Source organism: Streptomyces sp. NBC_01571, from assembly GCF_026339875.1.
GTDB lineage: Bacteria > Actinomycetota > Actinomycetes > Streptomycetales > Streptomycetaceae > Streptomyces.
The window spans coordinates 7,649,983-7,673,577 of the sequence record NZ_JAPEPZ010000001.1 but is presented as its reverse complement, the minus strand read 5'-3'; the positions used below and the strand labels follow the sequence as shown (position 1 = coordinate 7,673,577).

General features: G+C 72.4%; 25 protein-coding genes and 2 pseudogenes. 19 read left to right on the top strand and 8 right to left on the bottom strand.

Going from position 1 to position 23,595, the window contains the following annotated elements:
* Nucleotides 1-9: 9 nt before the first annotated feature.
* From OHB41_RS34590 to OHB41_RS34580, 3 genes are read left to right on the top strand one after another with little or no spacing between them, the layout of a single operon-like run.
* Entirely contained in the window at nt 10-438 is a 429-nt protein-coding gene (locus OHB41_RS34590; RefSeq protein WP_266702525.1) for a roadblock/LC7 domain-containing protein, read from the top strand.
* A gap of 1 nt (nt 439) precedes the next feature.
* Nucleotides 440-796 carry a DUF742 domain-containing protein gene (locus OHB41_RS34585; RefSeq protein WP_266702523.1) on the top strand — a complete coding sequence of 119 codons (357 nt, stop codon included), beginning with the start codon at nt 440-442 and terminating at the stop codon, nt 794-796.
* Nucleotides 783-1,427 carry a GTP-binding protein gene (locus OHB41_RS34580; protein WP_451290105.1) on the top strand — a complete coding sequence of 215 codons (645 nt, stop codon included), beginning with the start codon at nt 783-785 and terminating at the stop codon, nt 1,425-1,427. The genes OHB41_RS34585 and OHB41_RS34580 overlap by 14 nt, the downstream gene beginning before the upstream one ends.
* Nucleotides 1,428-1,518: 91 nt before the next feature.
* Here the strand turns inward: OHB41_RS34580 and OHB41_RS34575 are convergent, their stop codons facing one another.
* Nucleotides 1,519-2,076 carry an isochorismatase family protein gene (locus OHB41_RS34575; protein WP_266702521.1) on the bottom strand — a complete coding sequence of 186 codons (558 nt, stop codon included), beginning with the start codon at nt 2,074-2,076 and terminating at the stop codon, nt 1,519-1,521.
* 204 nt (nt 2,077-2,280) lie between these two features.
* Here OHB41_RS34575 and OHB41_RS34570 point away from each other — a divergent pair, with 204 nt between their 5' ends.
* From OHB41_RS34570 to OHB41_RS34560, 3 genes are all read left to right on the top strand, one after another.
* Nucleotides 2,281-2,931 (top strand): nucleotidyl cyclase domain-containing protein, encoded by a 651-nt coding sequence (locus OHB41_RS34570; protein WP_266702519.1) that lies wholly within the window; start codon nt 2,281-2,283, stop codon nt 2,929-2,931.
* Between the two features lie 568 nt (nt 2,932-3,499).
* Entirely contained in the window at nt 3,500-3,664 is a 165-nt protein-coding gene (locus OHB41_RS52385; protein ID WP_353962909.1) for a hypothetical protein, read from the top strand.
* A complete protein-coding gene (locus tag OHB41_RS34560) occupies nt 3,661-4,512 on the top strand; it encodes a hypothetical protein (RefSeq protein ID WP_266702515.1) in 852 nt (283 codons plus the stop codon). The genes OHB41_RS52385 and OHB41_RS34560 overlap by 4 nt, the downstream gene beginning before the upstream one ends.
* 12 nt (nt 4,513-4,524) lie before the next feature.
* Here OHB41_RS34560 and msrB read toward each other — a convergent pair whose 3' ends face one another.
* The 4 genes from msrB to OHB41_RS34540 form a co-directional block, all read right to left on the bottom strand.
* Nucleotides 4,525-4,932 carry a peptide-methionine (R)-S-oxide reductase MsrB gene (msrB, locus tag OHB41_RS34555; RefSeq protein WP_266702513.1) on the bottom strand — a complete coding sequence of 136 codons (408 nt, stop codon included), beginning with the start codon at nt 4,930-4,932 and terminating at the stop codon, nt 4,525-4,527.
* Nucleotides 4,933-4,960: 28 nt separating this feature from the next.
* Entirely contained in the window at nt 4,961-6,346 is a 1,386-nt protein-coding gene (murC, locus tag OHB41_RS34550) for a UDP-N-acetylmuramate--L-alanine ligase (RefSeq protein WP_266702511.1), read from the bottom strand.
* Between the two features lie 98 nt (nt 6,347-6,444).
* Nucleotides 6,445-6,918 carry an indole-3-glycerol phosphate synthase gene (locus tag OHB41_RS34545; RefSeq protein ID WP_266702509.1) on the bottom strand — a complete coding sequence of 158 codons (474 nt, stop codon included), beginning with the start codon at nt 6,916-6,918 and terminating at the stop codon, nt 6,445-6,447.
* Between the two features lie 132 nt (nt 6,919-7,050).
* Nucleotides 7,051-7,887 carry a pyrimidine reductase family protein gene (locus OHB41_RS34540; protein ID WP_266702507.1) on the bottom strand — a complete coding sequence of 279 codons (837 nt, stop codon included), beginning with the start codon at nt 7,885-7,887 and terminating at the stop codon, nt 7,051-7,053.
* On the opposite strand from OHB41_RS34540, the gene zapE reads away from it, so the two are divergent.
* Complete coding sequence (gene zapE / locus OHB41_RS34535; RefSeq protein ID WP_451290101.1) at nt 7,886-9,028, top strand: cell division protein ZapE; 1,143 nt, start codon at nt 7,886-7,888, stop codon at nt 9,026-9,028. The genes OHB41_RS34540 and zapE overlap by 2 nt on opposite strands.
* A 160-nt stretch (nt 9,029-9,188) precedes the next feature.
* Nucleotides 9,189-10,073: a slipin family protein gene (locus OHB41_RS34530; RefSeq protein ID WP_266702503.1), complete on the top strand. Its 885-nt coding sequence runs from the start codon at nt 9,189-9,191 to the stop codon at nt 10,071-10,073.
* A 194-nt stretch (nt 10,074-10,267) separates the two neighbouring features.
* Here the strand turns inward: OHB41_RS34530 and OHB41_RS34525 are convergent, their stop codons facing one another.
* Nucleotides 10,268-10,573: a hypothetical protein gene (locus OHB41_RS34525; RefSeq protein ID WP_266702501.1), complete on the bottom strand. Its 306-nt coding sequence runs from the start codon at nt 10,571-10,573 to the stop codon at nt 10,268-10,270.
* Nucleotides 10,574-11,555: 982 nt separating this feature from the next.
* On the opposite strand from OHB41_RS34525, the gene OHB41_RS34520 reads away from it, so the two are divergent.
* The 4 genes from OHB41_RS34520 to OHB41_RS34505 all read left to right on the top strand — a co-directional run bounded on the left by OHB41_RS34520 (nt 11,556) and on the right by OHB41_RS34505 (nt 14,542).
* Nucleotides 11,556-12,380: a PPK2 family polyphosphate kinase gene (locus OHB41_RS34520; protein ID WP_266706360.1), complete on the top strand. Its 825-nt coding sequence runs from the start codon at nt 11,556-11,558 to the stop codon at nt 12,378-12,380.
* A gap of 147 nt (nt 12,381-12,527) precedes the next feature.
* A complete protein-coding gene (locus OHB41_RS34515; RefSeq protein ID WP_266702499.1) occupies nt 12,528-13,352 on the top strand; it encodes an SDR family oxidoreductase in 825 nt (274 codons plus the stop codon).
* Between the two features lie 112 nt (nt 13,353-13,464).
* Nucleotides 13,465-14,331 (top strand): polysaccharide deacetylase family protein, encoded by an 867-nt coding sequence (locus tag OHB41_RS34510; RefSeq protein ID WP_266702497.1) that lies wholly within the window; start codon nt 13,465-13,467, stop codon nt 14,329-14,331.
* A 31-nt stretch (nt 14,332-14,362) separates the two neighbouring features.
* Nucleotides 14,363-14,542, top strand: a complete 180-nt coding sequence (locus OHB41_RS34505) for a hypothetical protein (protein ID WP_266702495.1) — start codon at nt 14,363-14,365, stop codon at nt 14,540-14,542.
* Nucleotides 14,543-14,729: 187 nt separating this feature from the next.
* On the opposite strand, the gene OHB41_RS34500 is transcribed toward OHB41_RS34505, so the two are convergent.
* Both OHB41_RS34500 and OHB41_RS34495 read right to left on the bottom strand, forming a co-directional pair.
* Nucleotides 14,730-15,401, bottom strand: coding sequence for an ABC transporter (locus OHB41_RS34500; protein ID WP_266702493.1), 672 nt, complete (start codon nt 15,399-15,401; stop codon nt 14,730-14,732).
* The gene (locus tag OHB41_RS34495) at nt 15,398-16,375 is read right to left on the bottom strand and encodes an ABC transporter ATP-binding protein (protein WP_266702491.1); all 978 of its coding nucleotides are present in this window, start codon (nt 16,373-16,375) and stop codon (nt 15,398-15,400) included. Before OHB41_RS34495 ends, OHB41_RS34500 begins: the two co-directional genes overlap by 4 nt.
* Nucleotides 16,376-16,446: 71 nt before the next feature.
* Here OHB41_RS34495 and OHB41_RS34490 point away from each other — a divergent pair, with 71 nt between their 5' ends.
* The 7 genes and pseudogenes from OHB41_RS34490 to OHB41_RS34460 all read left to right on the top strand — a co-directional run bounded on the left by OHB41_RS34490 (nt 16,447) and on the right by OHB41_RS34460 (nt 23,571).
* A complete protein-coding gene (locus OHB41_RS34490) occupies nt 16,447-17,175 on the top strand; it encodes an aminoacyl-tRNA hydrolase (RefSeq protein ID WP_266702489.1) in 729 nt (242 codons plus the stop codon).
* Nucleotides 17,176-17,184: 9 nt separating this feature from the next.
* Nucleotides 17,185-17,439, top strand: a pseudogene (locus tag OHB41_RS34485) (hypothetical protein); the annotation flags it as partial.
* Between the two features lie 120 nt (nt 17,440-17,559).
* Nucleotides 17,560-18,347, top strand: a pseudogene (locus tag OHB41_RS34480) (DUF4142 domain-containing protein).
* Between the two features lie 164 nt (nt 18,348-18,511).
* Nucleotides 18,512-19,885, top strand: coding sequence for an MbnB/TglH/ChrH family RiPP precursor modification enzyme (locus tag OHB41_RS34475; RefSeq protein ID WP_266702487.1), 1,374 nt, complete (start codon nt 18,512-18,514; stop codon nt 19,883-19,885).
* A gap of 270 nt (nt 19,886-20,155) precedes the next feature.
* Nucleotides 20,156-20,911, top strand: a complete 756-nt coding sequence (locus OHB41_RS34470) for a DUF4142 domain-containing protein (protein WP_266702485.1) — start codon at nt 20,156-20,158, stop codon at nt 20,909-20,911.
* 92 nt (nt 20,912-21,003) lie between these two features.
* Nucleotides 21,004-21,786: a TIGR04222 domain-containing membrane protein gene (locus OHB41_RS34465; RefSeq protein ID WP_266702483.1), complete on the top strand. Its 783-nt coding sequence runs from the start codon at nt 21,004-21,006 to the stop codon at nt 21,784-21,786.
* Nucleotides 21,787-21,906: 120 nt separating this feature from the next.
* Nucleotides 21,907-23,571: an alpha/beta hydrolase gene (locus OHB41_RS34460; RefSeq protein ID WP_266702481.1), complete on the top strand. Its 1,665-nt coding sequence runs from the start codon at nt 21,907-21,909 to the stop codon at nt 23,569-23,571.
* Nucleotides 23,572-23,595: the final 24 nt, after the last annotated feature.

Sequence of the window (23,595 nt, the reverse complement as noted above, 5' to 3'; positions counted from 1 at the left end):
GACTGAGAAATGACACGCCCCAGCCCCGCCACACACAGCCAGCTCGACCAGCTGCTCACCGGACTGGTGGAACGAGTGGCCGACGTGAACCACGCCGTCGTGCTGTCCGAGGACGGACTGGTCGTCAGCAAGTCCACGGCCTTCGTCCGCGACGACGCCGAACGGCTGGCGGCGACCGCGTCCGGACTGATGAGCCTGAGCAAGGGGGTCAGCATGGACTTCCGCGGCGGCCCCGTACGGCAGGCGCTCATCGAGATGCGCGACAGCTATCTGATCCTCACCGCCGCGGGACCCGGCGCCCATCTCGCCGTGCTCACCAACAAGGGCGCGGACGCCGGCGTGGTGGCCTACCAGATGAACATGCTGGTGAAGAAGATCGGCGAGCACCTCAGGGCAGCGCCGCGTGCGGGCAGCGCCGCCGCCGACCACGGCGAGTGAGGTGAGCGAAGACGACGCGGCCGGCCGTCTGGTACGGCCGTTCACGCTGACCGGAGGCCGAACCCGGCCCAGCCGCGCCGACTTCACCCTCATCACGTCGGTGACCGCCGTGGACCCGCCGCCCGACGGGTCCGCCCGGTCACAGCCCGAGCACCAGCGCATCGTGCGGCTGTGCGCGCGGCCGGTCGTCGTGGCGGAACTGGCCGCCCAGCTCGACCTCCCGGTGAGCGTCGTCGTCATCCTGCTCTGCGATCTGCTGGAGGCGGGCCGGATCACGGTCCAGGCGCCGCGTCTCGTCTCCCGCACCCCGGATCTGGACCTGCTGCAGAAAGTGAGGGACGGCCTTGGCCGGCTCTGACCCCGCCACGCGAGGGACTTCAGCACCCGAAACACCGCGCGTACCACGAGCAGCCGAACCACCCGGACCACCCCGGGCACCCGAAGCGGTCAAGATCCTGATCGCCGGAGGATTCGGCGTCGGCAAGACCACCATGGTCGGCTCGGTCAGTGAGATCGTCCCGCTGCGCACCGAGGAACCCCTCACCTCCGCCGGTCTGGACGTCGACGACCTCGACGGCATCGAGGAGAAGCGGGCGACCACCGTGGCCCTGGACTTCGGCCGCATCACCCTCAGCCCCGAACTGGTCCTGTATCTCTTCGGAACCCCCGGCCAGCAGCGGTTCTGGTTCATGTGGAACGACCTCGCCATCGGCGCCCTCGGGGCCGTGGTCCTCATCGACGTGCGCCGGCCCGAGTCCAGCTTCGCCGCCGTCGACTTCTTCGAGCGACGCGGTATCCCGTTCGTCGTGGGCGTCAACGGCTTCCACGGACGGCATCCGTACACACCCGAGGAGATCCGGGACGCCCTGGCCCTGCCGGAGCGGACCCCGGTGCTCCTCTGCGACGCGCGGGAGCGGGAGTCGTGCCGGGACGTGCTGATCACCCTGATCGACGAGTTGATCGCCTCCTCCGCGCAGGGCCGGCGGTAGTCGCTCAGCACGTGGCTCGGTACGCCGGTTCGCTCGGTACGCGGCTCGATACGCCACGTCGGCCGGTACGTGACTCGATACGCCACGTCGCTCAGTACGCCGCGAACGTCACCTCGGCCGTGTCGACGGTCCCTCCGCGACGGCCGGGCGCGATCGCCTCGCGCCAGTAGAGATTGGTGTGCGCGATCACCTGGTCCGGAGGCGGTGCGCCGTACGCCGTGAGGTCCTCCGTCGTGTGCGCGTCGCCGACCAGCGTCACGTCGTACCCACGGACCAGACCCCCGTGCAGGGTCGCGCGGATGCACGCGTCGGTCTGCGCGCCCGTGACCACGATCCGGCCCACGCCGCGCTCGGCGAGCAGCTCCTCCAGCTCGGTGCTCTCGAAGGAGTCGCCGTAGATCTTGTGCACGAGCGGCTCCCCGTCACGCCGGACCAGCTCCGGCACGTACCGCCAGCTCTCGCTGCCCCGCACGAGCTGGTCGTCGGAGTGCTGCACCCAGACCACGGGCGCTTCCTCCGCACGGGCCTTCTCGACCAGGGTGTTGATGTTCGCGATCACCTCGTCGCGCCCATGGGTACCCGCCATCGCCCCGTTCTGGACGTCGATGACGAGCAGCGCGGTGTGCGGCCGATCGGGCAGGTTGGTCATGTGAACCTCCTGTTTCTCGCCGTGGATCCCCTGCGGCACCACAGTAGAGCGCACCACTGACAGCGGCCCGGCCACCGACGCCCGGCGCCGGGCACCCCCGACTCCCCTAACTCCCCTATGCGTGAAGGGCGTTGGGCTACCGTTGCTCCACCACCGGACCTGGGGGCAGTGGGGTTGGAAGCGCCGGGGAACCGTCGTGTGTGCGTGGCGTACGACGTGGAGGGGTACAGCGGGCTCGGCCAGGGGGCGCAGTTCGACGTGCAGCGTCGGCTGCGGGCGCTCCTCGACGGTGCCTGTGCCCGTGCGGGACTGTCGCCGGGCGAGTACGAGGTGCAGCCGCAGGGGGACGGCGGGCTCGCGCTGCTGCCGACCGGCGGCAAGGTGGACGAGCCGCGCCTGATCGCCTCCTTCCTGCGGGCGGTGACGGCCGAACTGGGCGGCGTGAACGGTCTGCGGGACGCGGGAAGCCGGATCAGACTGCGGATGGCCCTGCACGAAGGCGTGGTGTACCGCGCCGACCACGGATATGTGGGCGACGCCGTCGTGGAGGCGTTCCGGATGTGCGACGCCGGCCCGGTCAGGGACGCGCTGCGCCGCAACCCCGCGGCGGACCTGGTCCTCGTGGCGGCCGACCGGCTCTACCAGGACGTGCTGCGTCACGGCCATCACGGCATTCCCGGTGACTCCTTCGTACGGCATCTGCTGCGCGTGAAGCTCTTCGAGGCCCATGGCTGGCTCTTCGTGCCGGGCGGCGACAGCGGCCCCGCCCCCGCGGACGAGCGGGGCCCGGACACCCCCTCCGAGACGTCGGTCGCCGACACGCTCGACGGCGACCGGCCCTACGACCTGTGGTGAACCCGCCCGCATACGGCGTGTCCGGGTCCGAGGTGGCGTACACGGTCCTGATCCGGCCGGAGCTGGACGGGACGGCGCTGCCGGAACTCCCCGGCACACTGCTCCTCGGAGAGGTGTTCACCCTCGCCGCGGAGGGTGAACCCCGCCCTGGGGCACCGTTCTGGATGGTGGCGTGGGAAGGCGACGGCGAGGTCCGGTACACGCCGGGCGCGGTCGGTGTCCGGGTCGGCCCCGAGCACCGGGACGGTGTGCTGCCGCACTGGATGATGTGGCCCGAGGCCGAGGCGTGGCCCGGCCCGGACCCCGTGCCGCGACAACTGCTGCCCCGCGAGGCGGACGCGGGCACCGCCGAGTTCCGGCTGCACGGCGACTCCGTGACCGGGACGGTACGGCTGTGGGCGAACCCGAAGGCGGGGTGGCCACGGCCGCGGCACTACACGGCGACGGTCACCGGGAGCCGCCCGCCGTCGAACCGCCCGCCGTCGAGCCGTGCACCCGCGAGCCGTGAGCCGCCGAACGCCGCGACCCCGCCGCCGGGCCGACGACGCTCGTCCTCACCCTGTGCGAGGTGGAGGAAACGGCCGGTTTCGAGATCTCCTACGGCTTCCATCGCCTTCTCGCGGCCGGTGGACACCCTCCCGCGCTCGCGCTGTGCCAGGTACAGCGGGAGTTGGCCGCCGAGGGGTACCGGCCACACGAGTGGTCGCCGTTCCTGCTGTACGGACTGGGGTGAGCACGATGACCGAGGACGGCTCCACGGGGGCGGACTCCCCGGAGTGGCTGCGTTTCCTGCGCGACGATCCCCCGGCGTCCGGGCGCTCGGTGTCCGCCGGGTCCTCCGCGGACGGCCCGGCGGTCGCCGTCCGGGACCTGTTCGTCGGCGAGTCGCTGCCCGGCGACCGCAGCCGCTTCGTCCAGGAGGGCGGGGTGCTGCTGCTGAAGGTGGACAACTACCGCGTCACCGCGGCCGACTTCCCCGCGATGGCGGGCAGACGGGCCGGCTCCGAGCGGCGACGGCTCGAACTGCTCAAGTTCACCTTCATGTTGCGCGAACTGCCCGCGGGGCGCCGTTACGAGACGGCCCGGGTACGGATCGTGCTGCGAGCGCAGCCGCCCCTCATGCTGCTGCGTCCGCATCTGACGTACACCGGTTCCCATGCGACGCGGGGCTTCAGCTCGGAGTTCCGGCCCACGCTGACCAGGCTTCTCGGGATGGGCGTCAAGCACACACGTACCGGCGGCGCCGGCCGTGTCGACCGGCTCCCCGTCGTCACGGGCGTCGACGAGGGGCCGGCGGGCTTCGGCTGGACCTTCCAGGCCCAGGCCGGCGCCCCGCTCGTACCACAGCGGACCCAGACCGTCGTGGTCGCCGAACTCCCCCCGGACAGCCCCGGTTTGACCGGCACCTTCGACGCGGAGGCGTTCGTGGCGCGCCGGGTGGCAGGACTCCACGAGCCACGCAGGGCCCTGCCACGGACCCCACCGGTCACGTTCCGCGTGGACCTGCGGGCGGCCGACCGAACCGGTCGCTCCGGCCCCACGACGAAGGGGCCGGCCACTCGGGCCGGCCCCACGCTGTGAGCGGAGTCGGGCTCAGCCCTCGTCCTCCGTCAGCCGCAGCGAGATGCTGTTGATGCAGTACCGCTGATCGGTGGGGGTCGCGTACCCCTCACCCTCGAAGACGTGCCCGAGATGCGATCCGCAGCGGGAGCAGCGCACCTCGGTCCGCGTCATGCCGTGCGAGCGGTCCTCGATCAGCTCGACCGAGTCGGAGTCCTTCGGGTCGTAGAAGGACGGCCAGCCGCAGTGCGACTCGAACTTCTCGTGGGAGGTGAACAGCTCGGCACCGCAGGCGCGACAGGAGTACACGCCCTTGGTCTTGGTGTCGGTGTACTCCCCGGTGAAGGCCGGCTCCGTGCCCGCACGGCGCAGAACGGTGTACTCGGCCGGGGTCAGCTCCGCGCGCCACTGCTCGTCCGGCTTTTCGATGTCGTACGACATGAAGCTCAACCCCTTACAAACGCTGTGACTACTTCGACAGACGGGCCAGGATCTCGGGGCCGAGATCGGTCACGTCACCCGCGCCCATGGTGAGAACGAGATCACCGGGCTTCGCCATTCCCGCGACGACCGAAGGGGCCTCCGCCTTGTCGTGGACCGGCGTCACGTCCGCGCCCGCCGCCCGCGCCGCCTCGACGATCAGCTCGCTGGTGACGCCCGGGATCGGGTCCTCGCGGGCCGGATAGATGTCGAGGACCACGGAGGCGTCCGCCAGCGACAGGGCCTCGCCCATCTCCTTGGCCAGCTCCTGGGTGCGGGAGAACAGATGCGGCTGGAACAGGACCAGGATGCGGCCGGAGACGCTCGCGCGCATCGCCTCCAGGTCCGCCGCCATCTCCGTCGGGTGGTGCGCGTACGAGTCGACGACCTGCACACCCGCCTCCTCCCCCTTCAGCTGGAGGCGGCGCTTCACCCCGGTGTAGGAGGCGAGCGCGGGGGCCAGCTCGGACGCCGGGACGCCCAGCGCCACGCCGGCCGCCAGCGCGGCCACCGCGTTGTGCGCGTAGTGGCGGCCGGGAACGGAGACCGTGAAGGTGAGCTCCGAGCCGTCGAGGTCCACCGTCACCTCGCTCTTCAGGCCCTGCGGGACGACGGACAGGACACGGACGTCCGCGTCCGCCGAGTCGCCGTACGTCACCACGCGCACGTCGGCCGGCAGCCGCCGCGTCAGCTCGCGCGCGCCCTCGTTGTCCGCGGAGATCACCAGGGTGCCGCCGGGGACGATCCTGCCCGCGAACGTCTCGAAGGACTCGTAGATCTCGTCCATGGACGCGTAGTTGGCGTGGTGGTCCAGCTCCACGTTGAGGACGATCGCGACCTCGGGCGCGTACTTGTGGAAGCTGCGGTCCGACTCGTCCGCCTCGGCGACGAAGATCTCGCCCTCGCCGTGCAGCGCGTTCGAGCCGGGGGCGTCCAGGTCGCCGCCGATCGCGTACGAGGGCCGCAGCCCCAGTTCCGAGAGCGACACCGCCAGCATCGACGTCGTCGTGGTCTTGCCGTGCGTGCCCGCCACCGCGATCGGGCGCAGGCCGTCCATCAGGCGGGCGAGGGCGTCCGAACGGTGGACCACCGGGACACCCAGCTCGGCGGCGCGGGCCAGCTCCGGGTTGTCGTCGCGGATCGCGGAGGAGACGACCACACAGGTGGCGTCGGAGGCCAGGTGGTCCGCGGCGTGCCCGATGTGGACCGTGGCACCCAGCGCGCGCAGGGCCTCGGCGGTCGCGGACTCCTTCGCGTCGCTGCCCGCCACCTTCGCCCCGCGCTGCGCCAGGATCTTCGCGATGCCCGACATCCCGGCTCCGCCGATCCCGATGAAGTGCGGTCGGTCCATGGCGGTAGGAAGGCCGGGTGCCATGCGTGTCTCTCCCCAGGTGGTGCGACAAGAAGTGGTGCGACGGGTCGTGCGACCGCCGCCGCGGTGCGTCCGGCGCGGTACGCCGGTGAGGGCCCAGCCTATGCCTTGCTGTGCGAGAACAGTTTCAGCACCGGCACACCGACCTTGTGACGGGCGCGCGAGGCCCAGTCCCGGTGGAAGAACTCCTCCACGTAGTGCGGGTCGGTCAGCACGATGACCTCATCGGCGTCGATCTCGTTGACCAGCCCCTTCAGCGCGTCCAGCGGGTGGTCCTCGATGAGCCGGCCCTCGGCCTCGCTGCCGGAGGCGCGCAGTGCCACCAGCGACACCTCCAGCGCCCGCTGCCCCTGTCCGGCCGCCTCCTCGCCCTCCGGGGTCTCGCGCTCGTGGGCCGCCTCGTCCAGCTCGCCCAGCGCCACGTCGTCGATGGCCCGCAGCAGCCGGTCCGCCTGGTCGCCCCGCGGCTGGAGCAGCACATGGAACGCGACCGTCTCATCACCGTGCAAGGTGGTGACAAATTCGATATCGGCGGACGTCAGGGCCTTCTCGATCATCAATACGCTTGTGAACACGACAGACGCCCTTCTCCTCCGTGGGACTCCCTGGCCCCCTGCGGAAACCATCCTGCCCCGTGATCGCACGGGGTCTGCGAAATTTAGTGTGCCCAGCGGAAGTTAAACGGAACTGGATCTTCCGACGGCCGGTCAGGATCGACGGTATCGGGTGAACAGGAACCCGGCCTCTTCCAGCAAGGACGCCAGTTCGAACCGCTCCGGGACCTCCGTCGAGGGGCCGCCGGCGATCCGCTGCGCGCCGCCCGCGGTGAGGGTCGGGGACATCGTCAGGCACAGTTCGTCGAGCACCCCGGCCGCCACCAGTTGGCCCAGCAGCCGCGGACCGCCCTCCGTGAGCAGCCGGGTCAGCCCGCGGTCGGCGAGGGCCCGTACGGCCCGGGCGGGGTCCACTCCGGTGCCCTCACCGGCGAACACCACCTCAGCTCCCGCCTTCTCCGCGGCCGCCACCCGGTCCGGCGCCGCGGCGACCCCCGTGAGGATCAGCGTGGGCACCAGGGGCGAGGTGAAGAGCGGGAGCGAGAAGTCCAGGTCCAGGCCCGCCGTGACGACGGCGATCGCGGGCGCGGGGCCCTGCCCGGACGCCTCCCGTGAGACCGCGAACTCCGCACGCGCGCGTGCCGGGCGGTACCCCTCCTGGCGTACCGTTTCCGCACCGACGACCACGACATCCGCGAGCGCCCTCAGCACCCCGAAGATCCGCATGTCGGCGGCGCTGGAGATGCCCTGCGACTTCCCCTCGTGCTGGGCGGCGCCGTCGAGCGTGGAGACCATGTTGGCCCGCAGCCAGGGCGTACGGACACCGTCGGCACGGGCGCCCGGGTAGGCGTACACCTCCGCCAGCTCCAGGAGCCCCCACTCGCGGTCCGTCGCATCCGCACCGCGCGCACCGGGCGTACCAGGGGTAACAGAGGCCCCGGCCGCGCCCTGGGCTGCTGTTTCGTAGGTCACAGGGAACAGGCGTCGCATGTCGTGCAGTGTGGCACGGCGCATAGAGTGGTTGACCGTGTCGTCCTCCACCGCCGCCTCCGGGATCGATCCGATACCCGAGGCAGCCCCTCTGTCCCTGTGCGCCCGCGAGCCGCACGTGCCCGCGGACCGGCTCGTCGCCGAGATGGTGCCGCCGCCGCGCTTCGACTCGGTGCGCTTCGAAACGTACATTCCGGACCCGAACCAGCCGAGCCAGACCGAGGCCGTACGCGTCCTCGCGGACTTCGCGGCCGGTCTCGGCGGGGCACACGCCGTGGGTGGAGCGAAACGGGGCCTCTTCGGCTTCGGCAGGGGCAGGACGCCGAAAACCCCCGCCGGCCCGCGCGGCGTCTACCTCGACGGCGGCTACGGAGTCGGCAAGACCCATCTGCTCGCCTCCCTGTGGCACGCGACCCCGGCGGAGCCCTCGCTCAAGGCCTTCGGCACCTTCGTGGAGCTGACGAACCTGGTCGGCGCACTCGGCTTCCAGAAGACCGTGCAGACGCTCTCCGGCCACCGGCTCCTGTGCATCGACGAATTCGAACTCGACGACCCCGGCGACACCGTCCTCGTCTCCACCCTGCTCGGCAAGCTGGTCGACGCGGGGGTCGCGCTCGCGGCCACCTCGAACACCCTGCCGGGCAAGCTCGGCGAGGGCCGGTTCGCGGCGGCCGACTTCCTGCGGGAGATCCAGGGGCTGTCCGCGCACTTCCGTCCGCTGCGCATCGACGGCGAGGACTACCGCCACCGGGGGCTGCCCGAGGCCCCGGCGCCGTTCACCGACGAGCAGGTCACCAAGGCCGCGTACGCCACCGCGGGCGCGTCCCTCGACGACTTCCCGCATCTGCTCGACCACCTGGCCCGCGTGCACCCGAGCCGCTACGGCGCGCTCACGGACGACCTCAGGGCCGTCTGCCTCACGGACGTCCAGCCGGTCAAGGACCAGTCGACGGCACTGCGGCTGGTGGTACTCGCCGACCGGCTCTACGACCGCGAGGTGCCCGTCCTCGCCTCCGGCAGGCCCTTCGACACGCTCTTCAGCGAGGAGATGCTGAACGGCGGCTACCGCAAGAAGTACTTCCGCGCGATATCCCGGCTGACCGCCCTCGCACGGGACGCCAAGGGGCTCGTGGAGGCGTAGTTCCAGCCCTCTCCGAGGGTGTGACCCGGAGTCGACCCCGCTCGGGGCGGTGACGACTACGCGGAGGTACGGCGTGATCGCGCCCGGCCCCACCGGCGTAAAATTCGGGTATCGGGCTTGGTGCGCTCAGGCGCAGCGGGCGACTCGAAAGGGGGTCGTCATGCTCCAGGAAATCCTGGTGACCGCGGTGGCGGTCGGTTCCGCGGGGCTGGTGTACGTCGCGGCCGCGGCCCGGGTCGTCAAGCAGTACGAGCGGGGCGTGGTCCTCCGGCTCGGGCGGCTCAGGGGTGGTATACGCCCACCGGGGTTCACCCTGGTCGTTCCGGGCGTGGACAAGCTGCGCAAGGTCAACATGCAGATCGTCACGATGCCGGTGCCCGCGCAGGACGGCATCACCCGGGACAACGTCACCGTGCGGGTGGACGCGGTCATCTACTTCAAGGTGGTGGACGCGGCCGACGCGATCATCCAGGTCGAGGACTACCGCTTCGCGGTGTCGCAGATGGCGCAGACCTCGCTGCGTTCGATCATCGGCAAGAGCGACCTCGACGACCTGCTCTCCAACCGCGAGAAGCTCAACCAGGGCCTGGAGCTGATGATCGACAGCCCGGCCATGGGCTGGGGCGTGCAGATCGACCGGGTGGAGATCAAGGACGTGTCGCTGCCGGAGACGATGAAGCGGTCGATGGCCCGGCAGGCCGAGGCCGACCGCGAGCGGCGGGCCCGGATCATCAACGCGGACGCGGAACTGCAGGCGTCGAAGAAGCTGGCGGAGGCCGCCGGGGTGATGTCCGAGCAGCCGGCCGCGTTGCAGCTGAGGCTGCTGCAGACGGTGGTGGCGGTGGCGGCGGAGAAGAACTCCACGCTCGTCCTGCCCTTCCCCGTCGAACTGCTGCGGTTCCTGGAGCGGGCCCAGCCTCAGCCGGGGTCACCGGCGACGCCCCCGGCCCCGGCCTCGGCATCAGCGCCTGAACCTCACCACGACTCCGATGAACTTCGCGACGAGTCCGACGGACTCCGCGACGGGACCCGCGACGGGGAGTGACGCAGGCGATACGGACGGGGATCGACGCAGGCGATACGGTCGCAGGCGATACGCGGGGTCGCAACGGCCCTGCCGTGAGACCGTGCGCCCGCCCGGACTACGCGGCCAAGGACCGTTCGCCCAGGGGCCGTTCAGCACGTGCAGGAGCCGGAGTCGTTGCCGACTCCGGCTCCCGGTGCTGTTTCTCTCAGGTGTCAGCAGCCGCCGCCCCAGCCGCCGCCGCCCCAGCCGCCACCGTGGCCGCCCCAGCCGCCGCCGTGGCCGCCCCAGCCGCCGCCCCAGCCGCCGCCGCCGTAGCCGCCGCCCCAGCCGCCGCCACCGTAGCCGCCGCCGCCCCAGCCGCCGCCACCGTGGCCGCCCCAGTTGTAGTCGGATGCCACTGCTTGGGTGTGGCTGGTGGTGGTCGCGGCACTCGCTATGCCCGCTCCACCGATGGCCAGAGCCAGAGTGGCGAACAGGCTGGCAAGCAGCCTGAAGATCGTTACTTTGCTTACCCGCATGGTGCTTTCCCCTTCCAGGGAGCGTTGACGGGTCCATGTCCTGGTGACCGCGATGCCGCCCCGGCGCCGGTGAGGCACTGGCTGCGTCCGCGAAAGGGCCCGGTACATCGGCCATGGAATGAACGGGAGTTGCCGTCGACTCACACGCGACAAGCGTGGCATCGGGCCAACCGAGGCTTCCGCGTCAGCGGACCCCGCGGCGGGGCACCCGTCCGTCGAACAACTCGGCGACCATCTGGCCGCCGATCGGAGATGCAATTGTCCGCCTTTTACCAGGCAAAAGGCGCCCATATCGTTCGATCTCCATCTAACCTAGACATACGGGACAGGGAAGTCAAACCGGGCGAACGGGTGGATCGCGCCCAGGAACCGGGCCATCGCAACGCCCCTAATTCGCCTGCGCCGTCAAGGAATTGAGGTGCGCCCGGATTCCGCGCCGGGACCCGGTCCGGGACCGACGACTCCCTCTGCCGCGCCGAGCGCCGCGGAGTGTCGGCACACACACTGAGACCCGCCTGCCCTCGTCCGCCGCCCCACTCCCCCTCACCGCGAACTTTCCCCGCATAGAACCGCGTTGGGTGACAGGCGACACACCCCGGGATGCCGCCGCCGGCCAGATCGCCCGCGTCCGCGCGACGGCCGCCGCCTCTTCGGCGGGCCGCCGCCTCGCGCGCGGGCCGCGGACGAGGTACCGCGGCGCGGGTCGGCGACCGTCCACGCCCGCGGCGCCGGCCCGCTCGACCGTGGTTACCGCGTCGCACGCCGACCACCGCGTCACACGCCGACCACCGCGTCGCACGCCGCGCCCCGCCGGAAGCCCCGGCGTGAGTAGCGGGGCCCGGCCTCCCGACGCACCATCGAGGGACACGGCCGGAAGGGGTGCGCGGTGGGCAAGAAGGACGGCGGCGGGCCGAAGAAGGCGGTCGGGCCCGAGGAGGCCAACGGGCCGGCGGAGGCCGAGGAGCCCGCCCGGCTCAGCGCGCTGCTGCGCCTTCCGGACGGCGGCGGCGTCGACCTCACCTCGCACGACGCCCGGGCCACCCCCGCCTGGCAGGACGGCAAAACCGCCGGTCTTGCCGCCATCGCGGGCATGCGCGAAGCCCTCGCCGACCTGCAGGAACGCCTGTGGGCGGCGAGCACGGCGGGCGACCGGCGGCGGGTGCTGCTGATCCTCCAGGGCATGGACACCAGCGGCAAGGGCGGCACCGTGAAGCACGTCGCCGGGATGTTCAATCCGGCCGGCTGCCGTATCCGCGCCTTCAAGGCGCCGACCCCCGAGGAGCGCAAGCACTCCTTCCTGTGGCGGATCAGGCGGGCGCTCCCCGAAGCGGGCGAGATCGGCCTCTTCGACCGTTCGCACTACGAGGACGTCCTGGTCGCCCGCGTCCGTGGGCTGGCTCCGCACAAGGAGATCGCCCGCCGCTACCGGGAGATCAACCGCTTCGAGGAGTCCCTCGCCGACGACGGCGTCACGGTCGTGAAGTGCTTTCTGCACATCTCCTACGAGCAGCAGCGCCGCCGCCTGCTGCGACGTCTCGACGATCCGGCCAAGCACTGGAAGTTCAGCACCGGCGACATCGAGGACCGCGCGCTGTGGCCCGAGTACCGCAAGGCGTACGAGATCGCGCTCGAGCGCTGTTCCCCGCCCGCGGCGCCGTGGTTCGTGGTTCCCGCCGACCGCAAGTGGTACCGGAACTGGGCGATCGGAACGCTGCTCCTGGAGCACCTCGAAGCGCTGGACCCGCGGTACCCGAAGGCCGACTTCGACGTGACGGAGTACCGGGAACAGCTGCTGAGGAGCGTTTGATCCACGCCCGCGGGGGCTACTCGGCGCATTCGGGAGTTGCCCCGTGTGGCCGGAGTTGCCATGGAGCGCACTCCAAGGTGTTCCCTGGCGCAGGAAGCACCACGGCGTCTCGACGGAGTGGGCGTCGGGTTTCACGAGGAGCACACCATGACGCAGAAGATCTGGTTCATCACCGGTGCCTCACGGGGCTTCGGCCGGGAGTGGGCGATCGCGGCGCTGGAACGCGGCGACTCGGTGGCCGCCACGGCCCGCGATCTGTCCACCCTGGACGATCTCTCCGCCGCCTACGGGGAGCGGTTCCTGCCCCTGCGACTCGATGTCACGGACCGGGACGCCGACTTCGCCGCCGTGCGCCAGGCCCACGAGCGGTTCGGACGCCTCGACGTGGTGGTCAACAACGCCGGTTACGGCCACTTCGGGATGGTCGAGGAACTCACGGAGGCGGAAGCTCGCGCGCAGCTGGAGACGAACCTGTTCGGGGCGCTGTGGGTCACCCAGGCGGCACTGCCGTTCCTGCGCGAGCAGGGCGGTGGTCACATCCTGCAGGTCTCCTCCATCGGCGGCATCAGCGCGTTCCCGCTGGTCGGCATCTACCACGCGTCGAAGTGGGCGCTCGAAGGGATCAGCCAGTCGCTGGCCCAGGAGGTGGCGCAGTTCGGCATCAAGGTCACCCTGATCGAGCCCGGCGGGTTCGCCACCGACTGGGCCGGCTCCTCGTCGAGCACGTCGCAACAGCTGCCGGCGTACGCCGAGTACCACGAGCAGGTACAGGCACAGCGCCGCGAGCGCGTGGGCACCCCGGGCGACCCGCAGGCGTCCGCCGCGGCCGTGCTGGAACTCGTGGATGCAGATGAGCCGCCCCTGCGCTGCTTCTTCGGCACGGCGCCGCTGGGCATCGCGAAGGCCGACTACGAGCAGCGCCTGGCGACGTGGGAGAAGTGGCAGCAGGTGGCGGAGCTGGCCCAGGGCTGAGCCGCACCCGGACGGTCCGGGGCAGCCGGACGGGTGGCCTGCCTGCCGTATCCGTCCGACTTGCACATCGATGACCTGATAGTCACATTTACCTAGATATCGTCGTCCTGTGATGATTCCAGTACGACGCATCGTCGCGGCCTGCGCCCTCGGGGCCCTGGGAGTCGCCCTCGCCGCCTGCGGGAGCTCCGGGGCCCCCGGGACCCCGAAGCCGGCCCCGCCGGGTCCCCCTACGTCGGCCTCCGGCAGCGCCGTCCCCTCACGGCCGCCCACGCTGGCCCCCGGCCCCAGTGGACTGACCCCGGTCTTCACGAACGGCCCGCGTGCCCGGGGCAGGACCGTCGCCCTGACCTTCGACGCGGACATGACGGCGGACCAGGGGTCCCGGGCAGCGGGCGGGGAACACTTCGACAACCCGCGGCTGATCAACACGCTCCGCGCGTTCAAGGTGCCGGCGACCGTGTTCATGACGGGGCGCTGGGCCGACCAGTACCCGGCGGAGGCGAGGGCCATCGGGCGGGACCCCCTCTTCGAGGTCGCGAACCACTCGTACAGCCACTACGCCTTCACCAAGGACTGCTACGGGCTGCCGACCGTCGCCGAGGACGCGATGCGGGCGGACGTGGAAAAGGCGTACGCCGCGTTCAAGAGGGCGGGCGTGCCCCACCCGATGCCGTACTTCCGCTTCCCCGGCGGGTGCTACGACCAGCAGGCGCTGCGGACCCTGAGCGCGGTCGGGGTGACCGCCGTGCAGTGGGACGTGGTGAGCGGGGACGCGTTCGCCACCGACTCCGACGCGGTGGCACGGCAGGTCCTGGAGGGTGTGAAGCCCGGGTCCGTCGTCGTCATGCACTGCACGCGGAGTGCGGCTCCGGCGACCGAGCGGGCGCTGCGGACGATCGTCCCCGAACTACGGAAGAAGGGTTTCCGCTTCGTCAAGGTGTCCGATCTGATCGGGGCGACGAACCAGCACCGGTAGGTGCCCCGGCCGTCCGCCGTACGCTGGGCCCATGAGCGAGGACTACCGCAGCACCCCGGGTGGGCCGGCCGCCCCCGCCGAGGCCGGCCCGCCGTTCGCCGAGTGTGTGCTGTGCCGGAAGCCGACGGAGTACCCGGAGTCGTACAAGGGGATCACGCTGTGTCCCGTCTGCGCCTGGCAGGAGGCACAGCGGACGGCGTGCTCCGGATGATCACCGGTTCCATGTGACCGCCCGCTCCGGGTGACCGTCGGGCTACCGCGTGACCGCCGACGCCGGAGGCCACCCGGTCACGGAGGCACCCGGTCACGGAGGCACTCGGTCGCGGAGGCACCTCGGTCGCGGAGGCCCCGGTCGCGGAGGTGCCTGGGTGCGGTGCCCCTCGGTCGCGGCCGTCCGTTCAGGGCGACCGGCGTGACGTGAGCGCGCAGGCCGCCGCGAGCGCCGCCGCCGTGAGCAGCGCGGCACCCGTCAGCGGCAGCAGCGAAGCGGGAACCGTACCCGTCCGCGAGCCGCTGATCAGGTCCGTCAGCGCCGCCCGCGCCGGTGAGCCCGGTGCCACCAGGGCGAGCAGCACCACCAGCAGCATCGCCGGAACCGCGCGTCCCGGCGTGCGCAACAGCGGCCATGTCGTGAGGGCGCCGACCGCCGTGCCGAGCAGGGCGCACACCAGCGCGACGAGCAGTCCGGCGCCGGCCGCCGCGAGCACCGGCACGCGCTTCTGGTGGTCCGTGCTCGTCGGGTCGCTGATCAGCGTGACGACCAGGGTGGCCGCGGCGCCGATGAGTACCGCCGTCGTCAGCGCGACGAGCAGACAGGCGAGGTGCGCCCGGCCGGGGCCGGCCGCCGCGCTCGTGCAACCGCGGACCGCGGGGGGCTCGTTGGTGGCGCAGACCCGGACCAGCCAGGCGGCGACGGGAAGTACCGCGGCGGCCGTGTAGCCGAGCGAGTCGAGCACCGGCTGCCCGCTCTGGACGCCGATCCCGAGGAAGGCCGCGTACAGGACGAACGGAGGAAGCCAGCGCTGGGAGCGCAGGAGGAGGGCGGTCTGGTAGCGCAGGAGGGCGGTCATCGGCGGCCTCCGGTCCCGAGCGGGGGTACGTCGTCCCACGGGGCGTCGTGCACCGATCCGGGCTCCACCGATCCGGGCTCCACGGACCCCGGCTCCGCGGTTCCCGGCTCCCCGCCTCCCGGTTCCACACCTCCCGGCGCCACGCTCACCACGTGCCACGGCGGACGTGCCGTCAGCAGGGCGCGCAGCAGGACGTCCGAGCGGGACGCCGGAACGGTCAGCCGCACCGTGCCCGGCGCCGTCCCGTCGACCGAGGTGGCGAGGCGTACGGCGTCGGCCGGCGGTGCGGTGTCCGGCGGCCCCTGGACCTCGACGAGGACGTGCGGTCCCTCCGGCGTCGAGGCGGCCGTCCGAGGACGGTGCTCGAGGCCGCCGCCGACCACGGTGTACGTCGCGTCCGGCGACCCGGCGAGCCGTTGTGGATCGTGGTCGACGAACACCACCGCTCCCCCGGCCGCGGTGCGTTCGGCGACGGCGCGTTCGAGTTCGGCGCGGGCGGCCGTGTCGAGGCCGGTCCAGGCCTCGTCGAGGACGAGGAGGTCCGGCGCGGCGAGCAGGGCCTGCGCGACGGCGACCTTCTGGCTGCTGCCCTTGGACAGCTCCGCCATCGGCGTACCGGCGTACGCGGCGGCGCCCAGCCGCTCCAGCCACTCCCCGGCCGCGCGTGCGGCGGCCGGGCGGCCCAGGCCGTGGACGGCGCCGAGGTGGGTGAGGTAGCCCGACGCGGTGAAGGGGAGCGCCGCGGGGAACCGCTCGGGAACGTAGGCCGTGCGCGGGCGCCCGGTGATCCGGCCCTCGGTGGGTGCGTCGGTCCCGGCGAGGAGACGCAGGAGGGTGGACTTGCCGGTGCCGTTGGCGCCCTCGACGCGGATCAGCGTGCCGGGGGTGACGTCGAGGTCGACGCCGCGCAGGATCCAGGAGCCCCGGAGCCCGTAGCGGCGTCCGATGCCCGCCAGTCGTAGAGCGATGGTCATGCGGTCATCCTCGCGCAGGCCCTGGACGGCACGGGCCGAAGAACGGATCTTCCGCCTGGCACACTGGGGAGGTGAGCAGCGACCCCACCACCTCCGGCGAGAGTCCCTTCCGCGACGAGCGCATCGCACGCGACGAGGCACCACAGTTCGTGCTGCCCATGGTCGTGCGCATCGAGAAGACCGCTCCCCCGGCGCGGACGGACGCGCTGGAGACCGCGGCCCGCGCCGTCCTGACGATCCTCGGCGACGAGCGGTCGCTGGGGGACGGCGAGTGGGCGCAGGCCATGCGGGACTGGCAGGACGCACGGATCCGCAAGGTCGTACGGCGGGCGCGCGGTGCGGAGTGGCGGCGGGCCGCGGCGCTGCCCGGCATCACGGTGACCGGGAAGTCGGCCGAGGTACGGGTCTTCCCGCCGGTCCCGCTGGACGGCTGGCCGAAGGATCTCGCCCGGCTCCAGGTCTCGGGTACGGAGCTCGACGATCCGGAGCCTCCGGTGGACGCCGACACCACCGCACCGACGCTGTGGCTCAACCCCCATCTCGACATGTCCGCCGGCAAGACGATGGCGCAGGCCGGGCACGGCGCCCAACTGGCCTGGTGGGAGCTGTCGGACGAGGAACGGGCCGCCTGGCGCGACGCAGGTCTCCCGCTCGCCGTCCGCACCGCGGACAAGGACCGCTGGGGTGAACTCGTCGTGTCCGGGATGCCGTTGGTCCGCGACGCGGGCTTCACGGAGATCGCGCCCGGCGAAACCGTCGTGGTCGAAGGTGTGGACCGCGTCAGGTCCCTCCCGCACTGACGGCGGTCACCGGCCGGCCGCCCCCGCGTCGCGCCCGCCCCGCTGACCGACGTAGCCACCGTCCTCGGCCCGCGCCTCCTCGACATCCCGCTGCCCCTGCCGCCCCTGACCATCGGCATGGCCTGGCACCCGCGCCACGCGGCCGACGGAGGCCACCACTGGCTCCGCGACGCCGTGCGCCGGACTCTTCACGCACCGGCCGGCTCGACCGCCGACGGTTCAGGAACGCCGGCCTTCTCCGACGAGGACGACCAGCGGATTTGACCGTAGCCGAGCCATCGCTTTAGACGCGCTTGAACATTCCCGCCGTCCCTCACCTACCTCATGTCGCTGGCCAAGTGCAGGTTTCCAACGACCAGTTGGTTTCCCCCGGGAAGGCTCATCTTGCGGCGTATCAACGGTTCGGCGCTCGTCATCGCGGCACTCGTCGCCACGGTCGGCGCGCTCGCGTTCCCCGTGTGGTCGTACGCCGACCGCGCGGGCACGGGACAGGCGAATCTGGCGGCGGGGACGGTGAACACACAGTGGGGCCCCTGTCCGCCTCCGACCGCGATCTGATCGTACGAGTCCGCCTGGCCGGTCTCTGGGAACTGCCGGCCGGACAGCAGGCGATCGAACGGGCGCCCACCAAGGCCGTCAAGGAGGCGGGCGACCACCTGATCGTCGGCCACACCGACCTCGACAAACGGGTGCGGGTCGTCGCGGCCCGGCTCAACGTCGAACTGCCGAACCAGCCCAACGCGCAACAGCAGGGCTGGCTGCAGGAGCTGACCGCGGCGACCGGCGAGGAGTACGAGCGGAAGTTCGCGAATCTCCTGCGGGCCGCGCACGGCAAGATCTTCCCGGCGATCGGCGCGGTGCGCAACAGCACCCGCAACTCGCTGGTCCGGCAGCTGGCCACGGACACCAACCAGACCGTGCTCGACCACATCACGGTGCTGGAGAAGACCGGGAACGTCGACTTCGACGCCATCGCCAACGACACGGCGGCGCTCTCGACCGCCGGCCCGACCGGACCCGCCGCGCCGGCCGCCGGGGCGACGGTGCCCTCCGCGCCGCCGGTGCGGCCGGACTCCGGCGTCACCGCCTCGTCGAGCCCGTCGCCCGCGGCGCCGGGGCAGGTCAACACCGCCCGTCCGGAGCCTTCCGACCCGGACGGCCGGCTGCGGTAGCCGAGGCCGTGGCGGCCCGGGTGGAACCTCAAATGTTGCTCTGAACGTCCGCCCTGTTGGATTGGGCCCGCCGTCCCGGGGCCATGACCCCGTCACACCGCGGGACGGCTCCGTCGTGGGGAGACGACAGGCAGGACCGGGCAGGGCGTGACGGAGGAGGGGACATGACGCAACTGGGACGGCTGGGAACGGGAATCGGGTGGCGGCCGGAGATCGCCGAGGCCGTGGAGCACATGCCCGGCATCGACTGGGTCGAGGCCGTGTCGGAGAACCTGTGTCCCGGGCACCTGCCCGAGTCGCTGCGGCGGCTGCGCGAGCGGGGCGTCACGGTGGTACCGCACGGCGTCTCGCTCGGCCTCGGCGGCGCGGACCGCCCCGACGAGTCGCGTCTCGCCGCCCTCGCCGAGCGTGCCGAGCTGCTGGGTGCGCCGCTGGTCACGGAGCACATCGCGTTCGTACGGGCCGGGGGCGCCCTCACCGCGTCGCCGTCGCTGGAGGCGGGGCACCTGCTGCCGGCGCCGCGCACCCGGGACGCGCTGGACGTGTTGTGCGAGAACGTCCGGATCGCGCAGGACGCGCTTCCCGTCCCGCTGGCCGTGGAGAACATCGCGGCGCTGCTCTGCTGGCCGGGCGAGGAGATGACCGAGGGGCAGTTCCTGTACGACCTGGTGGACCGCACCGGCGTGCGCCTGCTCATCGACGTCGCCAACCTCCACACCAACCACGTCAACCGCGGCGAGGACCCGGCCAGGGCCCTGGACGAACTCCCCGTCGAGGCCATCGCCTACGTGCATGTCGCCGGCGGCTTCGAACGCGACGGCGTCTGGCACGACAGCCACGCCCACCCCGTACCCCGCCCGGTCCTCGACATCCTGGCCGACCTGGCGTCCCGGGTGACCCCACCGGGGGTCCTGCTGGAACGCGACGAGAACTTTCCCGAGCCGGGCGAGCTGGAGAGGGAACTGGCCGCGATCAGGGGGACTCTGGAGAAGGCCGGGGCGACGACGGGGGCGAGCGGCACCGCGGAGAGCGAGCCGCCGTCCGAGCCGGCCGCGTCCGGCACGTCCGTCCTCACCGGCGCCCCCACTCCCGCTGCCGACCCCGACCCCGGCCTCGGCCTCGCGCCCGCCCGTCAGCGTCTCGCCCTCGCGCAGGCCGCCCTGCTCTCCGCGCTCGTCGCGGGGACCCCGGTGCCCGAGGGGTTCGACCGGGTACGGACGGGAGTACAGGCGCGGGCCCTCGCCGCCAAGCGCGCGGATGTCGTCGCGAAGGTGGCGGCGGAGCTGCCGGAACTGCTCGGCGACGGCTACCGGGCCGCCTTCCTCGGATACGCGCAGGGCCGTCCGATGACCGGTGGCTACCGGCGCGACGCGCTGGACTTCGCCGAGCACCTGCTGCTCGCCGGGCACCCGCGGGACGCGCGGACACGGCATCTGCTGCGCGACTGGTGGCTGGAGCGCTCCGGTCCGGCACCCCGCTCACTGCGGCCGGCGGCCAGGCTGGCCCGCGCCACCCGCCGGGCGCTGCTGCGCCACTGATCCGTCCCTCCCCACCCCGCAGCTCCACCGCCGGCGCGGTCCGCCCCCTGGAGTGTGCCGGGGTTAACACCGCACCCCGGCCGGCCGGACAACGCGCCGGGTTTGCGCGATTTTCGACCCGCCTGCACCCTGTCCGACACGTCCCGTTCGACGCCATTCCTCCCGTTCGTCAACCCTTTCTTCCCGTACGGAAGTTGGCGCAGTGCCCGCAGTAACATGCCAACCCGCACGCGAAGCGCACCAGCGTGCGGTGCCGCAACTGGAGACACCATGCGATCCATCAACCGCACCGGACTGGTCAGTGGGACAGGACTCATCATCGCCGCCCTCACGGCGACCCTCATCGCGCTGGTCTTCCCGATCTGGTCGTACGCGGACCGCTCCGGCACCGGTCTGGACTCCCTGAACACCCAGAGCGTGCCGACTCGGTTCGGTCCGCTGTCCGGGCTGGACCGGGAGTTCGTCACCAAGGTCAGACTGGCCGGCCTGTGGGAACTGCCCGCGGGCCAGCAGGCCGAGGAACGCGGCACCACCCAGGCCGTACGGACGGCCGGCGGACACCTCGTCGAGGGCCACACCTTCCTGGACGCCCGCGTCCGCGACGTCGCCGCCCGGCTCGGTCTGACCCTGCCGAACCAGCCCAACGCGCAGCAGCGCGGCTGGCTGGCCACGCTCGAGGCGGCGCACGGCACGGACTACGACCGGAAGTTCGCGAACATCCTGCGCAGGGCGCACGGCAAGGTCTTCGCCGTCGTCGCCCAGGTCCGCGCGAACACCCGCAACTCCCTCGTACGGGAGCTCGCCGACGACGCCAACACCACGGTGCTCGACCACATCAAGGTCCTCGAAGCCACCGGGTACGTCGACTTCGACGCGCTCGCCCGGGACGCCGCGACGGCCGCGCCGCCGCCGCTCACCGCCTCTCCCGCCCCGCCGGGCCCCACGAACTCTCCGGGCACCCCCGTCCCCGTCACCCCGTCGGCGAACTACCCCCTCCCCCCGGCCGCCTCCCGCGGCAGGAGCTGACGCGGCACCCGAACGTCACAGACCCACAACGCTCCGTCCACATCGTGAACAGACCGTGGCGCCGGACTGCCCGGGTCGCATAGAAACACGCCATGTTCTGGGTCCTTCTCCTGCTCCTGGCCTGGGCCGCGGCCGGCACGTCCTGCGTCCGGCTGTGCCTGGCCGCCGTGCGGGCCGCGGCGGTCGACGCCGACGCGGCGCGCGGACACCACCTCACGCTCTACGAGGCGGCGTTCCTCTCCGGCGGCCCGGCCAGGGTCGCCGATCTGACCCTGGTGTCGATGGCCCGCCAGCGCCGCCTGCTGCTCGCGCACACGGGCTGGGCGACGGTCGTGGACCCGCGCGGGCGGGACGAGATGGAGCGTTCGGTGCTCGGCGCCATAGGCCCGGAGGGGCAGTCCCGGATAGCGCCCGTACGGACGACGACGGCCGCCGCGGACTCGGTGCGCCGCCTCGCCGACCGTCTCGTCGCCGCCGGCCTCGCCGTGCCCGACGGCGCCCGCACCACCGTCGCGGGCGCCGTCCGCCAGGTCCAGGCCGCCTCGGCGGCCGTCCTCGCGCTGGGCGCCGTGGCCGTGCTGATGCCCTCTCAGCCGCGCGCCGACGAGGTGCCGGTAGCCGTCTGGTTCGCCCTCCCGCTCGTCCTCACGCTGAGCTGCCTCGCCATCGCCCGCATCGAGGTCCACCCCTACACACGCTGGGCCTCCCCGGCCGGCCAACGGCTGCTCGGCACCCTCGCCCGGCACACCGACGCCACCGCCGACGACCGCACCTACCTCACCTCGGTCGCCGTACGCGGCGTCCGCGCGGTCGGCGAGCCCGGGTTGCGCGCGGCGTTCGCGCACCGCGACCGGACGGCCGGACGGCAGCGCTGACCGGCGCCCGAGGGGGCGCATAGGAGTCATTGCGGCCGACACCGGCACCCGGTGCTTTACTTCACCCACCCCCGAACGAAACATCCCCTTTGTCGCTGCCGTGCGCTGAAGGGATACGCGATGAGAGCTGCCGTCCTCTGCGGAACCGCCGGGTCCTTGCTCCTGACCGCCTTCGCCGGTGCTCCCGCGGGCGGCGCCCCGGCCCTGCCGGACCCCGCCGGCCTCACGGCGTCGGCCCTGACCCGCGGTACCGCCGTCGCCGCCGCGCGCGCGGCCGCCGCCGGGATCCGCTTCGGTGCCTGTGCCAAGGAGACGGGACTCCCCGCCGGCCTGCGCTGCGGCACGGTCGACGTACCGCTCGACTACACGCACCCCGACGGCAAGCAGATCAGGCTGACCGTCAGCCGGACCAGGGCCACCGGCAAGGACGCGCGGAACGCGAAGCACCAGGTGCCGCGGCAGGGCGCCCTCGTCTACAACCCCGGCGGCCCCGGCGCCTCCGGCATGTACTTCCCGCTGTTCGGCTCCCTGCCCGAGTGGAAGCGGATCGCGGCGGCGTACGACCTGGTGGGCTACGCCCCGCGCGGGGTCGACCGCTCGGCCCCGCTGTCCTGCAAGGACCCGAAGCGCTCCGTCAAGGGGCCCTCCCAGGCGCCGACGTACCCCTCGGAGTCGTACAAGAAGGAGCGCATCGCGGAGGCGCGGGCGTACGCGCGCGGCTGTCTGGAGCGCTCCGGCGAGGCGATCCGGCACTACACCTCGCTCAACAACGCCCGTGACCTCGACGTGCTGCGCGCCGCGCTCGGCGAGCGGAAGCTGACCTTCATGGGAGCCTCGTACGGCACCTACTTCGGCGCCCTCTACGCGACGCTCTTCCCCTCGCACGTGCGCCGGATGGTCTTCGACTCGGCGGTGAACCCGGCCCCCGGCCAGATCTGGTACCGGAACAACCTCGACCAGTCGGCGGCCTTCGAGGGCCGCTGGGCCGACTTCCGCGCGTGGACCGCCCGGCACGACGAGGTGTACGGGCTCGGCGGCACGCCCGAGGAGGTGCTGCACAGCTACGAGAAGGCGCGGGCGCAGCTCGCCGCGTCGCCCGCCGGGGGCAAGGTGGGGCCTGCGCAGTTGCAGGGCGCTTTCCTGGAGGCGGGGTACTACGACGGCTACTGGCCGCAGCGTGCCCTGGCGCTCTCCGCCTATCTGAAGGGCGACCCGAAGCCGCTGATCGAGCAGGCCGCGCGTCCGGACGCCTCGGTCGGGGCGGAGAACGCGAGCGCCGTCTACACGGCGGTCGAGTGCAACGACGCGTCCTGGCCGACCCGGTGGCGCACCTGGGACCGCGACAACACCCGGCTCGCGCGCAGGGCACCGTTCGAGACCTGGGACAACGTGTGGATGAACCTGCCCTGCGCGTACTGGCAGGCGCCCCGGCAGAAGCCCCTCGACGTACGGACGCTGCCCGGGGTGCTGGCGCCGACCCTGATCCTGGCGGCCGAGCGGGACGCGGCCACGCCGTACGAGGGGGCGGAGGAGTTGCAGCGGCGGCTGTCCGGTTCCGTCCTGGTGACCGAGACCGGCGCCGGGACGCACGGGATCGCCGGCGGCCCCAACCGGTGCGTCAACGACCACCTTGACGCGTATCTGCTGACGGGCCGCCTCCCGCAATGGCGCGCGCGGTGCGCACCGCGCGCGGAACCGCGACCCGCGGCCGCGAAGCCGGCCGGCCCGAAGCCGGCGGCCCCGGGCGCGCGGGCACCGCACGCGAAGGACGGGCGGGCTTCGTAGACCGCCCGGCCCCGCGCCGGACAG

Bases quoted from the DNA above. Each gene is read 5' to 3' on its own strand.
- msrB (WP_266702513.1), bottom strand. From the start codon at position 4,932: ATGTCGTACGACATCGAAAAGCCGGACGAGCAGTGGCGCGCGGAGCTG.
- OHB41_RS34495 (WP_266702491.1), bottom strand. From the start codon at position 16,375: ATGACCATCGCTCTACGACTGGCGGGCATCGGACGCCGCTACGGGCTC.
- OHB41_RS34575 (WP_266702521.1), bottom strand. From the start codon at position 2,076: ATGACCAACCTGCCCGATCGGCCGCACACCGCGCTGCTCGTCATCGAC.
- OHB41_RS34510 (WP_266702497.1), top strand. From the start codon at position 13,465: ATGATTCCAGTACGACGCATCGTCGCGGCCTGCGCCCTCGGGGCCCTG.
- OHB41_RS34530 (WP_266702503.1), top strand. From the start codon at position 9,189: ATGCTCCAGGAAATCCTGGTGACCGCGGTGGCGGTCGGTTCCGCGGGG.
- OHB41_RS34475 (WP_266702487.1), top strand. From the start codon at position 18,512: ATGACGCAACTGGGACGGCTGGGAACGGGAATCGGGTGGCGGCCGGAG.
- OHB41_RS34515 (WP_266702499.1), top strand. From the start codon at position 12,528: ATGACGCAGAAGATCTGGTTCATCACCGGTGCCTCACGGGGCTTCGGC.
- OHB41_RS34470 (WP_266702485.1), top strand. From the start codon at position 20,156: ATGCGATCCATCAACCGCACCGGACTGGTCAGTGGGACAGGACTCATC.
- murC (WP_266702511.1), bottom strand. From the start codon at position 6,346: ATGGCACCCGGCCTTCCTACCGCCATGGACCGACCGCACTTCATCGGG.
- OHB41_RS34540 (WP_266702507.1), bottom strand. From the start codon at position 7,887: ATGCGACGCCTGTTCCCTGTGACCTACGAAACAGCAGCCCAGGGCGCG.
- zapE (WP_451290101.1), top strand. From the start codon at position 7,886: ATGTCGTGCAGTGTGGCACGGCGCATAGAGTGGTTGACCGTGTCGTCC.
- OHB41_RS34505 (WP_266702495.1), top strand. From the start codon at position 14,363: ATGAGCGAGGACTACCGCAGCACCCCGGGTGGGCCGGCCGCCCCCGCC.
- OHB41_RS34465 (WP_266702483.1), top strand. From the start codon at position 21,004: ATGTTCTGGGTCCTTCTCCTGCTCCTGGCCTGGGCCGCGGCCGGCACG.
- OHB41_RS34525 (WP_266702501.1), bottom strand. From the start codon at position 10,573: ATGCGGGTAAGCAAAGTAACGATCTTCAGGCTGCTTGCCAGCCTGTTC.
- OHB41_RS34500 (WP_266702493.1), bottom strand. From the start codon at position 15,401: ATGACCGCCCTCCTGCGCTACCAGACCGCCCTCCTCCTGCGCTCCCAG.
- OHB41_RS34460 (WP_266702481.1), top strand. From the start codon at position 21,907: ATGAGAGCTGCCGTCCTCTGCGGAACCGCCGGGTCCTTGCTCCTGACC.
- OHB41_RS34590 (WP_266702525.1), top strand. From the start codon at position 10: ATGACACGCCCCAGCCCCGCCACACACAGCCAGCTCGACCAGCTGCTC.